Below are 13,701 nucleotides of genomic sequence, written 5' to 3' on the forward strand. Positions count from 1 at the left end.
GCGCGGTCCTGCCCTCAGTAGGCGCGGGCCACGATCGCGACCGTACCGGGTGCGTCATCGGCGTCGGGCACCGACCCGTCCTCGGCGACCAGGCACCGCACGGACACGGCCTGTTCGGCGAGCTCGGCCTCGCCCTCGGGCCCGAGGTCCGCCCAGGGGATGCGCGCCCAGCCGCCCGCGATCGCGGCCTCGGCCGCCGCACCGACGGTGGCGACATCGCTCGTACGGGACTCCCGGCGCTCGCGGGACTGCTTCAGGAGCAGCGCCTGGTCCTCTTCGAGGACGGCGGGCAGCAGCCCGGCCAGGGCGTCGAGGGAGACGGGTTCCTTGCCGCCGGGGATGCGGCGGGCCAGCATCGCGGTGCCGGCCTCCAGGTCGCGTGGCCCGATCTCGACGCGTACGGGGACGCCCTTGAGCTCCCAGTCCACGGCGCGGCGGCCGAAGGGGGTGTCGATGCGGTCGTCGACCTGGACGCGCAGGCCGGCCGCTCTGAGGCGGTCGCCGACCTCGCGGACCTTGGCGACGGCCTCGTCGCCCTTGATCGCCACGACGACGACCTGGACGGCGGCGAGGCGGGGCGGCACCCGCAGTCCGTCGTCGTCGCCGTGCGACATGATCAGGCCGCCGACCATGCGCGTGGAGACACCCCAGGAGGTCTGCCAGACGAGCTCCCGCGTGCCCTCCTTGGAGAGGTACCGGGTGTCGAACGCCTTGGCGAAGTTGGTGCCCAGTTCGTGGCTCGTGCCCATCTGGAGCGCCTTGCCGTCGCCCATCATCCCTTCCAGGGTGAGGGTGTTGACGGCCCCCGCGAAGCGCTCCCTGGCGGTCTTGCGGCCGAGGACGACATCGATACCGAGGACGTTGATCATGAAGTCGGCGTAGACGTCGCGGTGGATGCGGGCCGCGTAGTCGCGGGCGTCCTCATAGGCGGCGTGGGCGGTGTGCCCTTCCTGCCACAAAAATTCGCTCGTTCGGAGGAAGACGCGCGGCCGCATCTCCCAACGGACCACGTTGGCCCACTGGTTGATGAGCAGCGGCAGGTCGCGGTAGCTCTGGACCCACTTCGAGAAGGAGGCGTTGACGATCGTCTCGGAGGTGGGCCGCACCACGACGGGCTCTTCGAGCTCCTTGCCGCCACCGTGCGTGACCACCGCGAGCTCGGGCGCGAAGCCCTCGACGTGCTCAGCCTCGCGAGTCAGGTAAGACTGTGGGATGAACAGGGGGAAGTAGGCGTTCTGGGCGCCTGCTTCCTTGATGCGCGCGTCCATCTCGTGCTGCATCCGCTCCCACAGGCCGTAGCCGTACGGTCGGATCACCATGGTGCCGCGCACGGGACCGTTCTCCGCGAGCTCGGCCTTGTTGATCAGATCCTGGTACCAGCGCGGGAAGTCTTCCGCCTGGGGCGTGAGAACGGGTGCCTTGGCCATGGCGCGCATGGTACGGCGCAGGGTGGCGGAACGTACATCGCCTTCCGGCCCCTCCTGCCCCGTGCTGTGCGTGCCGGATGCCTCCGCCCTCTGGACGCGGGGCGGGATGCGGAGTTCCCTGGCATACGGGGGAAGTGCGTACGGACATTCACGGGGGGCTGTTCTTCAGGGCACAACTGACCTCTCGGCGGATTGGGGCGCTTTCCATGACACCAACGCTCGTCCGGCATCAGTCCCGCACGACCGCCGCCCCCGTGGCGGGCTCGTCCGAGCGCGCGCGGGACTGGGCGGAGATCCAGGAACGGATGCTGGTCCCTCTTGTCGAAGCGGCGTACCAGCGGCTCGACGTCGGCCCGTCCAGCAGGCTGCTCGGGCTGGGCTGCGGCTCCGGGCTCGCCCTGCTCATCGCCGCCTCGCGGGGTGCCGCGGTGACCGGTGTGGACCGTCCCGAGCGTGCCGCGCGGCTCGCGCTGGCGCGTGAGCGGCTGACGCCGCAGCCCGGCCGGGACGGCGCCCCGGCGACGGGCGCGGCCCGTCTGGTGTCGGGCGGGCCCGCCGACGCCGCGGGGCCCGGTCACGCTCCGTACAACGTGATCACCGCGTTCGAGCCCATCGGCTGTGCGGCCGGTGACACCGAGGGTCTGGTGCCCACGCTGACGTCGGCCGTGGGGCTCGCGGAGCGCGGCACCCCGGTGGTGCTCGTCGGCTGGGGTCCTCCGGAGCGGTGTGCGACATCGGCGGTGCTGCGGGTGGCGACGCGGCTGACCGCCCGGCTGAACGAGGCCCCGCGCTGGCGGCCGAGCCTGCGCGACGACCTGGAGGACGTGGCGGCACGGGCCGGGCTCAGGCCGGACGGTTCGGGCCGGGTGGCGTGCCCCTTCGGGTACGCGGATCTGGACAGCGCGATACGGGGGCTGCTCGCGACGGGTGCCTTCGACGCGGCGGCCCGCGCCACCGACCAGGCCCAGGTGGAGAAGGAGCTCGTCGAGGCGCTCCACGGGCACGTCCGGCGCGACGGCACGGTGTGGATGCCCAATGTCTTTCGCTATCTGATCGCCCGCACACCCTGAATGTTTGCAGGCGACCGCTGGATGTCCGTAACGGCCGCCTGGGGGCGGGCAGTTGAGACACCTCGGTGGGATTGGGCCCACCGAGGACAGTTGGGGTGCCTTGCGGTATCGGGGCGGCGAAGGGCAGTCGAGGCGCCCTCCCGGGATCGAGCCACCCCTCCCCCGGGCCGCTCCGGTCTCGCTACGCCCCCGCCTTCGCCAGGCGGGGGATGCCGGCGGCCCGGTAGGCGGCCGCTTCCTCCAGGGTCTCGTTGGCGAGCAGTGCCTCGGCGAGGGCGTCCAGCTTGTCGCGGTTGTCGCGCAGGAGCCGGCACGCCTGCTCGTAGCACTCGTCGACGATGCGGCGCATCTCGGCGGCGATGGCGTCCAGGGTGCCGGGCGCCGCGGAGAGCCCGTACGCCTGCTGGGCGTCGCTCGGCAGCGCGGCGAGCGGGCCGATGCGGTCGCTCATGCCCCAGCGGGCGACCATGCCGCGGACCAGGTTGGTGACCTGTTCGAGGTCGTTCTCGGCGCCGGTGGTGATGACGTCGAAGACGATCCGCTCGGCGGCCATGCCGCCGAGCGCGCCGATGATCCGGCCGCGCAGATACTCCTCGGTGTACGCGTACTTGTCGGCGTCCGGCGTGGACAGGGTGACGCCGAGCGCCCGGCCGCGCGGCACGATGGTGACCTTGCGGACCGGGTCGGCGCCGGGCTGGAGCATGCCGAGCAGCGCGTGGCCGCTCTCGTGATAGGCGGTGCGGCGGCGCTCCTCGTAGGGCATCACCAGGGGCCGCTCGGCGCCGAGTTGGACCTTTTCCAGGGCGTCGGAGAGGTCGGCCTGCCCGACCTGACGCTGTTGGCGTTTGACGGCGAGCAGCGCCGCCTCGTTGGCGAGGTTGGCGAGGTCGGCGCCGGTCATGCCCGGGGTGGTGCGGGCGACCTGCTCCAGGTCGACGTCGTCGGCCATCGGGATCTCCCGGGTGTGGATCCTCAGGATGGCGGTGCGGCCGTCGCGGTCGGGCGGGCTGACGTGGACGACGCGGTCGAAGCGGCCGGGCCGGGTGAGCGCCGGGTCCAGGACGTCGGAGCGGTTGGTGGCGGCGAGCACGATGACGCCTTCGGAGCCGGAGAAGCCGTCCATTTCGGTGAGGATCTGGTTGAGGGTCTGTTCGCGCTCGTCGTGGCCGCCCATGCCGGAGCCCCCGCCGCGGGCCCGGCCGATGGTGTCGATCTCGTCGATGAAGACGATCGCGGGGGCGACCTTGCGGGCCTCGGCGAAGAGTTCGCGTACCCGCGAGGCACCGACGCCCACGATCATCTCGATGAACTCGGAGGCCGACGCGGAGAAGAACGGCACCCCGGCCTCGCCCGCGACGGCCCGCGCGAGGAGGGTCTTGCCGGTGCCGGGCGGGCCCGCGAGCAGGACACCGCCGGGCATCTTGGCGCCCATCTCCCGGTAGGCGCCGGGGTTCTTGAGGAAGTCGACGACGTCGTTGAGTTCGCCCTCGACCTCGTCGATACCGGCCACGTCCTCGAAGGTGGTGCGCTTGCCGCCGGCCATCTCCACGGGTTTGGGCGGGGCCTTGCGGCCGAGCATCCCGCCGGCGCCACCGCCGAGCCCCGCCCTCATGCGCCGGGCGATGAACAGCCACAGGACGACGAGCAGCAGCATCGGGGCGAGCGAGATGAGCAGGTTGGCGAGGAAACTGCGGTGCTCGACGACCGGCTCGGCGGTGACGGTGACGTTCTGCTTGGTGAGCTGGGCCCACAGGTCGTCGTCGGCGAAGGTGGGGCGCTGGGTGGTGAATTCCGTGTAGTCGCCGCTGCCTTCGCCGGAGGGGACGGGCTCCTTCTTCTTGAGCTTGCCCTGGATGGCGTCGCCCTTGGCGTAGATCTTCGAAACGTTGCCGGCCGCGACCTGTTTGCTGAATTCGGTGTACGAGACGGTCGTCTCGTCGCCGTCGTTGAAGAACGACAGGATCAGGTTGGTGATGAGGTAGACGATCAGGGCGGTGAGGATCAGCCGGCCCCAGCCGCCGGGCATCTTCTTCTTCGGCGCGGGCGGCGGCGGCGCACCTTCCGAGCGCCACGGCTGGTCGGGGCGGTCGCGCGGGGGTACGGAAGTGGGCACGTGCTCTCCTCATGGCCGGTACGCGCCATTATTGGAGACCCGCGCAGATAGGGCATTCCGGGCGGTCCTGACGGGGTGCGGGCCCGGTGACCACTCGGCGCGCCGCCCCGGGCGGGCGGGCACGCGCGAGGGGCGCCGCCCGGACCTGCCGGGAGGCGCCCCTCGTTCGTCGACCGCGGGCTTTCGCCCCAGGGCTGTCAGCCCATGAACTTCTTGAACTCGTCGGGCAGCTCGAAGTTCTTCTGCTCCTCCGCGGAGGGCAGACCGAGCGCGCCGCCCTGCGCCTTGCGCTCGGCGGCCGCGGCCTCCTCGGCCTTGCGCTTCATCGGGTTGCCACTCTTGCGCTTGCCCTTGCTCTGCTTGATCTGCTTCTTCTGCCGGCCGGGACCGCCGCCCATGCCCGGCATCCCCGGCATGCCCGGCATGCCGCCGCCCTGGGCCATCCGGGACATCATCTTGCGGGCGTCGAAGAACCGCTCGACCAGGTTCTTGACGGCGCTGACCTCGACGCCGGAGCCCTTGGCGATACGGGCGCGACGCGAGCCGTTGATGATGGTCGGGTCGTGGCGCTCGCCCGGGGTCATCGACTTGATGATGGCCGCGGTGCGGTCCACATCGCGCTCGTCGATGTTGTTGATCTGGTCCTTGATCTGCCCCATGCCGGGCAGCATGCCGAGCAGCTTGGAGATGGAGCCCATCTTGCGGACCTGCTCCATCTGGGCCAGGAAGTCGTCGAGCGTGAAGTCCTTGCCCTTGCTCGACGCCAGCTTGGAGGCCATCTTCTCGGCCTCGGCCTGGCTGAACGTCTTCTCCGCCTGCTCGATCAGGGTGAGCAGGTCACCCATGTCGAGGATGCGGGACGCCATGCGGTCCGGGTGGAACGCGTCGAAGTCCTCGAGCTTCTCGCCATTGGAGGCGAACATGATCTGCTTGCCCGTGACGTGCGCGATGGAGAGCGCCGCGCCGCCGCGGGCGTCGCCGTCGAGCTTGGAGAGGACCACGCCGTCGAAGCCGACGCCGTCCCGGAAGGCTTCCGCGGTGTTGACCGCGTCCTGGCCGATCATCGCGTCGACGACGAAGAGGACTTCGTCGGGGCTGACGGCGTCGCGGATGTCCGCGGCCTGCTGCATCAGCTCCTGGTCGATGCCGAGGCGGCCCGCGGTGTCGACCACGACCACGTCGTACTGCTTGGAGCGGGCGAACTCGATGGAGTCCTGCGCGACCTTGACCGGGTCGCCGACGCCGTTGCCCGGCTCCGGCGCGTAGACCGCGACGCCGGCGCGCTCGGCGACGACGCTCAGCTGGTTGACGGCGTTGGGGCGCTGGAGGTCACAGGCGACCAGGAGCGGGGAGTGACCCTGCTCCTTGAGCCACTTGCCGAGCTTTCCGGCGAGGGTGGTCTTACCGGCACCCTGGAGACCCGCGAGCATGATCACGGTAGGCGCGGTCTTGGCGAACCTGAGGCGCCGGGTCTCGCCACCGAGGATGCCGACGAGCTCCTCGTTGACGATCTTGATGACCTGCTGGGCCGGGTTGAGGGCCTGGGAGGTGACGAGGCCGGACGCGCGCTCCTTGACCTGCTTGATGAAGGCGCGAACGACGGGCAGCGCGACATCGGCTTCCAGGAGCGCGATGCGGATCTCGCGCGCCGTGGCGTCGATGTCCGCCTCGCTCAAGCGTCCTTTGCCCCGGAGGTTCTTGAACGTCGCACTCAGGCGGTCGGAAAGGGTATCGAACACGGTGGTTGCGGGTCCTCGGCTCGTGGGGCGGTCGGGTGAACGAACCCCAGGGTATCCCGGGGGAGGGCGGCGCGCGGGGGTGCCTGCTGAGCGCATCCCCGCGGGGTGTCCCGCAGGACCGGCTCCGGTACGTCGCTCAGACCGGCCCGGCCGCGTCGCTGAGCGCCGCCTCCAGCTCCTTGGCCACTTTCGCCGCCTCTTGCGGCGCGAGCGGCACTCCGTCTCCGTCCGTCACATAGAAGGCGTCCACGGCGTTGGAGCCCAGCGTCGACACATGGGCGGAGCGCACCCGCACGCCGGCCGTCTCCAGGGCGTGGCCGATGCGGTGCAGAAGGCCGGGGACGTCCTGGGCTCGTACCTCGATGACGGTGGCGTGCCGGGAGGCCGAGGGGGCGACCGTCACCCGGGGCGGTGGCGCCTGGCCGCCGTGGCGCCGGGGGTAGGCGGCCGCGCGTTCGGCCAGGCGGGCCTCGATGTCGAGGGAGCCGTCGAGCGCCCGCACCAGGTCGGCGCGGAGCCGGGCCGCCTGCGGCAGCGCGCCGTACTCGGCGGCCACCCGCCACTGGAGGAGCAGCACCGGGCCGCCGACCGGATCGGGGAGTTCGACGGCGCGCAGTTCCGCGGTGCGGACGGTCAGGCGGTGCAGCGCGAGGACCCCGGCCGTCACGGGCAGGATGCCCGGCCGGTCGGGGACGGCGACCAGGAGTTCCGCACCGAGGGGTTCCTCCTCCCGCTCTCCGTCGGCCTGCGATCCGTCGCCCTGCGCTCCGTCGGCCTGCGCTCCGTTGGCCTGCGCTGCGTCGGCACGGGCGCGCAGCGCGAGGACAGGGCCGCAGGTGCGGTGGGCCTCCACGGCGAGGCGTTCCTGTTCGGCGGTGATCGCGGCGGGCTCGGGGTCGGCGGGCTCACCCGCGAGGACCGCCGCGGCCCGCCCGACCAGATCGGCGACGAGCGCGCCGCGCCAGGACGACCAGGCGGCGGGGCCGGTGGCCAGCGCGTCGGCCTCGGTGAGGGCGTGCAGCAGTTCGAGGGTGCCGGTCGAGCCGACGGCGTCGGCGACCGCGCCCACGGTCGCCGGGTCGTCGAGGTCGCGCCGGGTCGCGGTCTCGATGAGCAGCAGGTGATGACGGACGAGGGTGGCGACGACGGCCACGTCGGCGGCGGTGAAGCCGATCCGGGCAACCATGTCGCGGGCGATGGTCTCGCCGGCCACGGAGTGGTCGCCGGGCCAGCCCTTGCCGATGTCGTGCAGGAGGGCGGCGATCAGGAGCAGGTCGGGGCGGTGCACCCGGCGGGTGAGGTGGGAGGCGCGCACCGCGGTCTCGACGAGGTGGCGGTCGACGGTCCAGGTGTGCACGGCGTTGCGCTGGGGCCGGCTGCGGACGCGTTCCCAGTCGGGCAGCAGCCCGGTGATGAGTCCTTCCGCTTCGAGGGCTTCCCAGACCGGGACGGTGGCGGCGCCCGCGCCGAGCAGGGTGACGAGCTGATCGCGGGCCTCGGCGGGCCAGGGCGTCGGCAGGGGGCGGGCGGTGGTCGCGAGGCGGCGTACGGCGTGCAACGAGATGGGCAGGCCGGACCGGGCGGCCGCGGCGGCGGCGCGCAGCGGCAGGACGGGGTCCTTCTCGGGGCGTGCGGTCAGCGCGAGCACGACCTCGCCGTCCTGCTCGACGACGCCTTCGGCGAGCGGGGTGCGTACGGGGGCGCCGGTGTGGCCACCGCCGAAGAGCCGGCGCAGGCGCGGCCGGGCGGAGCGGGCGCGCAGCACCCGGCCGACCTCGCGCCAGGTGACGTCGCCGGCGTAGGAGATGACGCGGGCCGACGCCGAAACCTGACGGAGCATCACATCGGCGTCGAGGAGGTCCAGTTCGGCCGCGACGGCGTCCTGTTCCTGGAGCGCGAGGCGGTCGGTGGCGCGTCCGGTGCACAGGTGCAGCGCGTCGCGTACGTCCAGGAGGCGGCGGCGTGCCTCGGCGAGGCCCTCCCTCGGGGCGTCCGCGAGCCAGGACGCGGCGACGGCGCGCAGCGCTGTGGCGTCGCGCAGTCCGCCCCTCGACTCCTTGAGGTCGCCTTCCAGGAGGTACTGCAACTCGCCATGGCGCTCGGCTCGTTCACGGCACAGCTCGTCGAGTTCGGGCAGCCGAGCGGGGGCGGTGTTGCGCCAGTCGGCGAGGACGGTGGTGCGCAGCGCGGAGGTGAGGGCGAGGTCGCCGGCGACATGGCGGGCGTCGAGGAGGCCGAGCTGCACCTTGAGGTCGTCGCCCGCGGTCTTGCGGGCCTGGGCGGCGGTGCGCACCGAGTGGTCGAGGTCGAGGCCGAGGTCCCATACCGGGTACCAGAAGCGGTCGGCGAGCAGGGCGACGGCGTCGGTGTCGGCCCGGCCGTCGTGCAGGAGCAGCAGGTCGAGGTCGCTGCGCGGGGAGAGTTCGCCCCGGCCGTAGCCGCCGACCGCGACCAGGGACGCGCCGCTCACCCCGGCCTCGCGGGCGGCGGCGGTGAACAGCGTGGCCAGCCAGGCGTCGGTCAGCTCGGCCAGGGCCGTGCGGCGCGGCGGCCCGGACGACCCCTTCTCGGTGAGAAGGCGCAGCCGGGCCGCCGCGTAGCCGCCGGGCTCGGGGCCCTCGTCACGGGATTCGGTACTCACTTCAACGCTCGCCACCCAGCAGCTCCTTGACCGTGCCGACCCCGACCCCGACCCATCGGACACCGCCTACAGCGCGTCGGGTCCGCGTTCGCCGGTGCGCACCCGTACCGCCGTCTCGACGGGCACGCTCCACACCTTCCCGTCGCCGATCTTGCCGGTGCGGGCCGCCTTGACCACGACCTCGATGAGTTCCTCGGCGTCGTCGTCCTCGACCAGGACCTCGATGCGGATCTTGGGTACGAGGTCGACGGTGTACTCGGCGCCGCGGTAGACCTCGGTGTGGCCGCGCTGCCGTCCGTATCCGCTGGCCTCGGTCACGGTCAGACCGTGCACCCCGAAGGCCTGGAGGGCCTGCTTGATCTCGTCGAGCCGGTGCGGCTTGACGACCGCGGTGATGAGCTTCATGCGTCCACCTTCTTGTTCGCTGCCAGGCCGCCCGGGGCCGCGACGGTCCTGCGGGGTGCGGTGCCGCCGCCCGCGCCGCTGAAGTCGTAGGCCGTCTCGGCGTGTTCGACCTGGTCGATGCCGGAGATCTCGTCGTCCTCGGGGACCCGCATGCCGATCGTCTTGTCGAGCGCGAAGGCGAGGACCGCGGAGACCACCAGGGAGTAGCCGAGGACGGCGCCGACGCCGAGCGCCTGCTTGCCGAGCTGGTCGAGGCCGCCCCCGTAGAAGAGGCCCTTGGCGGTGGACTGTACGCCGCCGGTGGCGAAGAGGCCGACGAGGAGGGAGCCGGTGATGCCGCCGACCATGTGGACGCCCACGACGTCGAGCGAGTCGTCGAATCCGAAGCGGTACTTGAGGTTGATCGCCATGGCGCACAGGACACCGGCGATCACGCCGATCGCGATGGCGCCGAGCGGGCTGACGCAGCCGCCGGAGGGGGTGATGGCGACGAGGCCCGCGACCGCGCCGGACGCGGCTCCCAGCGTGGTGAAGGAGCCGTGGCGGAGCTTCTCGTACACCAGCCAGGCGAGCATGGCGGCGGCTGTGGCGACCTGGGTGTTGACGAACATCACGGCGCCCACGCCGTCGTCGTTGCCGAGCCAGGAGCCCGCGTTGAAGCCGAACCAGCCGAACCACAGCAGGCCCGCGCCGAGCATGACGAGCGGCAGGCTGTGCGGCCGCATCGGGTCCTTCTTGAAGCCGACGCGCTTGCCGATGACGAGGATCACGCCGAGGGCGGCCGCACCCGCGTTGATGTGCACGGCGGTACCGCCGGCGAAGTCGATGACGCCCTTCTTGAAAAGCCAGCCGTCCGAGGCCCACACCCAGTGCGCGACGGGGAAGTAGACGACGGTGACCCACAGGGCGGTGAACAGGGCCCAGGCGCTGAACTTGACACGGTCGGCGAGCGCCCCGCTGATGAGGGCGGGTGTGATGACCGCGAACATCAGCTGGAAGACGGCGAAGACGTAGATCGGGATGGTGTATCCGGGCCAGAGCTGGACCAGGCCGATGCCGCTGAGCCCGAAGTACGCCTTGGACCAGCCGATGAAGCCGTTGCTCTCGCCGAAGGCCAGGCTGAATCCGTAGAGCACCCACAGGATCGTGACGATGCCGAGGCTGATGAAGCTCATCATGAGCATGTTGAGGGTGCTCTTGACGCGGACCATCCCTCCGTAGAAGAAGGCGAGCCCGGGCGTCATGATCATCACCAGCGCTGAGCAGATCAGCATGAATCCGGTGTTGGCGCTGGACAGCTGCGGGGCGTCAGCTGCGAGCGTGATGCCTGGGGGCATCGGCGTCTCCTCGTCGTCGGTAGGCCCGTGCGGGGGCGTTACTCGGGCGGGAACTGGCGGGTGGCCGGTTATGCGCCATGAGGTTGTCCCAGCGCGGTTTCCGTCTATGCCGCACGATGTTTCGCCGCAGTGACGAAGGAGGCGGGCGTGTTACGCGCCCGTGAACTGCCGGATCGGCGGGAGTGCGGGACGGCCGTCCCGGTGGGTCCCGCGGGCACCGGACCGGCCGCGGCCTCACCCGCTTGACCTGGCGTGGGGGAGCCGAGTCGGGCAGAACGGGGTGAAGGTCGCGGCCGGCGTCTTTTGTATGCCGTCGCCGTCGGGGGCGACGTCCGGTGCCTCAGACGGCCTCGGCCGTCTCGGGCAGCTCCCTGGTGAGCAGGTCGGTCATGCGGACCACCTCCGCGACGTCGGAGAAGTCGCGGGCGGCGGTGTCGACGGTCTTGCGCAGCCGGGTGTTGACCCGCTCGGAGCGGACCCGCTTGGCGACTCTGAGGGCCTGCTCGGCCAGGACGGTCGACTGCTCGGGCTCCCGCTTGAGCAGGTGCACGGTGGCCATGCCGATGAGGTTGAGGGCGTAGGAGCGCTGGTGTTCGTCGTCCTTGCCGAACAGGTCGACGGCCCGGCCCATCACGGGCTCGGCGAGCGAGGCGTAGGTGGGGCTGCGGCCGGCCACATAGGCGAGGTCGCGGTAGGAGTGGGCGTTCTCGCCGTTGAGCTCGGCCTCGGAGAAGAAGCGGATCCAGTCGGGCTCCGGCTCGCCGTCGAGCCCGGCGTCACCGAAGGTGTCCTCGGCCATCCGCGCGGCCCGCTTGGTCTTGCTGGGCTGGCCCATGTTGGCGTAGGCGCGGGCCTCCATGGCGTACAGCATGGCCTGGGTGCGGGCGGTCGCGCAGTCGCGGCTGCCGTACTGGGCGAGGTGGATGAGTTCGAGCGCGTCGTCGGGCCGGCCGAGGTGGATCATCTGGCGGCTCATCGACGACAGGATGTACGAGCCGAGGGGCTTGTCGCCCGCTTCCTTGGAGGCGTGCAGGGCGAGCACGAAGTACTTCTGGGCGGTGGGCTGGAGGCCGACGTCGTAGCTCATCCAACCGGCCAGTTCCGCGAGTTCGGCCGCGCATTGGAAGAGACGCTTGGCGGTGGCGGCCGGCTGGGGCTCCTGGAGCAGGTCGGTGACCTCGTGGAGCTGGCCGACGACGGCCTTGCGGCGCAGTCCCCCGCCGCTCTGCGCGTCCCACTGGCGGAACATGGCGGTGGTGGATTCGAGCAGTTCCAGCTCGGGCTTGGAGAGCCGGGAGGGGCGGCGGGCGCTCGCGGCGGTCTCGGGCGGGCCGGGCTCGCTCGCCGGGGAGGGCACGAGCCAGCGCTGCATGGGCTCGATCAGGGCGGGGCCCGCCGCGAGCATCAGGGAGGTGCCGAGGAAGCCACGCCGGGCGAGCATCAGGTCGCTGCGGGAGAACTCGCTGAGCAGCGACACCGTCTGGGGGCCGGCCCAGGGCAGGTCGACCCCGGACACGGAGGGCGACTGGTGGGCCTGGCGCAGGCCGAGGTCCTCGATGGCGACGACGCTGCCGAAGCGCTCGGAGAACAGCTCGGAGAGGATCCGGGGGATCGGCTCGCGCGGCATCTCGCCGTCGAGCCAGCGCCGCACCCGGGAGGTGTCGGTACTGATGTGGTGCGCGCCCATCTGGCGTGCCCGGCGGTTGACCTGGCGCGCCAACTCGCCCTTGGACCAGCCGCTCCGTACGAACCACGAACTCAGCTGCTCGTTGGGGCGCTTGCCGGCGCTCGTACCACTAGCCCCACTGCCGCCCACTGGGACGCCCCCAATCTGCTGAAGCCTCATGTGCGTCGGTTGTGCGTCGATTGCGCGAACCCCTATCAGAATGCCGCTAGTTGGGCCTCCTGTCCCGCGGTTGCACCCGCTCGGACCGGAGACCGGCTTGCCCCCGGCATACCCGCGGGTGCGTATACCCCCCAGGCCTGTGCACCGACAGTAATCCTACGATCACCCGTCCGGCCATGGCGATTGAGGAAACGCCACCATTCGCCACCCCTTCGAATGAACTCCCTTGCGGCCGGGCGCGATTCACTTGACACATGACGATCAGCGTCGGGTGGAGCGGAGTGAGCCGGGGCGCACGGCGCACATCGCACCACCCCTTTCACGACCGTGTCCGACCTGGCGGAGACGGAATGTGACGGGAAAACTCCGGATCGTCACGACTATGTCACTGGCGTCGTAACCACGGACGCGGCAGACCCGTTGGAGGGGGCATGGGCTTCACGATCGGCGGCAGCCGGGGTATCAGGGAGACCGGGCCCGGCTCCTGGCGCCGCGGCCGCTCCACACGGACGTCCCGCACGAGCGAGGTCACCGCGGTGGCCGAATACACCGGCCTGTGGGGCTGGGACGTCGCTCCGGGCGCCCGCGCCCTGAACGGCGAGTGCTCCTGCGGGAGTTCCTCCTGTACCGCGCCGGGCGCGCATCCACTCTCCTTCGCACCGGAGGTCCCGGCCGGCGCCACGCTCGACGAGGTGAGCGAGGCGTGGTCGCGGTGCCCGGGCGCGTCGGTACTGCTGCCGGTCGGGCGGAGCTTCGACGTCCTGGACGTGGCGGCCCCCGCCGGGCGGCGGGCGCTGGTGCGTCTTGAGCGAATGGGGCTTCCGCTGGGTCCGGTGTCGTCGACGCCCACCGGCCGCACCCACTTCTATGTGGCCCCGGGGGCCTCGGGCGAACTCCCGGGGCTGCTCTACCGGATGGGCTGGGACGACGCGGTCCTCGACCTGCGCTGCCCGCCGCGCGGCAGCTATGTACCGGCGCCTCCCTCGGGCGAGGTGAACTGGCTGCGTCCGCCCTCCCTGGACAAGGCGACCCGTCCCCCGCAGGCCCGCCTCCTGCTGGGCACGCTGGCGTACATCTGCCATCGCTCGGCGGCGTAGGCGCCCCGCACCCGCCCCGGCCGCGC

The 13,701-nt window shown here is 71.7% G+C and carries 9 protein-coding genes; 2 read left to right on the forward strand and 7 right to left on the reverse strand.

All coding sequences use genetic code 11. The annotated features are described in order from the left end of the window. Positions 1 to 14: 14 nt before the first annotated feature. A complete protein-coding gene (gene proS, locus AB0D31_RS21820; protein ID WP_362725557.1) occupies positions 15 to 1,427 on the reverse strand; it encodes a proline--tRNA ligase in 1,413 nt (470 codons plus the stop codon). A 206-nt stretch (positions 1,428 to 1,633) separates the two neighbouring features. Here proS and AB0D31_RS21825 point away from each other — a divergent pair, with 206 nt between their 5' ends. After that, entirely contained in the window at positions 1,634 to 2,497 is an 864-nt protein-coding gene (locus AB0D31_RS21825) for an SAM-dependent methyltransferase (RefSeq protein ID WP_362725560.1), read from the forward strand. A 181-nt stretch (positions 2,498 to 2,678) separates the two neighbouring features. Here the strand turns inward: AB0D31_RS21825 and ftsH are convergent, their stop codons facing one another. The 6 genes from ftsH to AB0D31_RS21855 all read right to left on the reverse strand — a co-directional run bounded on the left by ftsH (position 2,679) and on the right by AB0D31_RS21855 (position 12,548). Further along, positions 2,679 to 4,610 carry an ATP-dependent zinc metalloprotease FtsH gene (ftsH, locus tag AB0D31_RS21830; RefSeq protein WP_362725562.1) on the reverse strand — a complete coding sequence of 644 codons (1,932 nt, stop codon included), beginning with the start codon at positions 4,608 to 4,610 and terminating at the stop codon, positions 2,679 to 2,681. 197 nt (positions 4,611 to 4,807) lie between these two features. Next, the gene (gene ffh / locus AB0D31_RS21835; protein WP_362725565.1) at positions 4,808 to 6,349 is read right to left on the reverse strand and encodes a signal recognition particle protein; all 1,542 of its coding nucleotides are present in this window, start codon (positions 6,347 to 6,349) and stop codon (positions 4,808 to 4,810) included. A gap of 136 nt (positions 6,350 to 6,485) precedes the next feature. Next, positions 6,486 to 9,005 carry a [protein-PII] uridylyltransferase gene (locus AB0D31_RS21840; protein ID WP_362725568.1) on the reverse strand — a complete coding sequence of 840 codons (2,520 nt, stop codon included), beginning with the start codon at positions 9,003 to 9,005 and terminating at the stop codon, positions 6,486 to 6,488. Positions 9,006 to 9,056: 51 nt separating this feature from the next. Further along, positions 9,057 to 9,395: a P-II family nitrogen regulator gene (locus AB0D31_RS21845; protein WP_267056647.1), complete on the reverse strand. Its 339-nt coding sequence runs from the start codon at positions 9,393 to 9,395 to the stop codon at positions 9,057 to 9,059. Then, complete coding sequence (locus tag AB0D31_RS21850; protein ID WP_362725571.1) at positions 9,392 to 10,732, reverse strand: ammonium transporter; 1,341 nt, start codon at positions 10,730 to 10,732, stop codon at positions 9,392 to 9,394. Before AB0D31_RS21850 ends, AB0D31_RS21845 begins: the two co-directional genes overlap by 4 nt. A 340-nt stretch (positions 10,733 to 11,072) precedes the next feature. Next, positions 11,073 to 12,548, reverse strand: a complete 1,476-nt coding sequence (locus tag AB0D31_RS21855) for a hypothetical protein (protein WP_362725574.1) — start codon at positions 12,546 to 12,548, stop codon at positions 11,073 to 11,075. Between the two features lie 461 nt (positions 12,549 to 13,009). Between AB0D31_RS21855 and AB0D31_RS21860 the strand changes: the two genes are divergently transcribed. After that, positions 13,010 to 13,675: a bifunctional DNA primase/polymerase gene (locus AB0D31_RS21860; protein ID WP_362725577.1), complete on the forward strand. Its 666-nt coding sequence runs from the start codon at positions 13,010 to 13,012 to the stop codon at positions 13,673 to 13,675. Positions 13,676 to 13,701 lie beyond the last annotated feature (26 nt).

It is taken from the genome of Streptomyces sp. NPDC048361, from assembly GCF_040651795.1.
GTDB lineage: Bacteria > Actinomycetota > Actinomycetes > Streptomycetales > Streptomycetaceae > Streptomyces.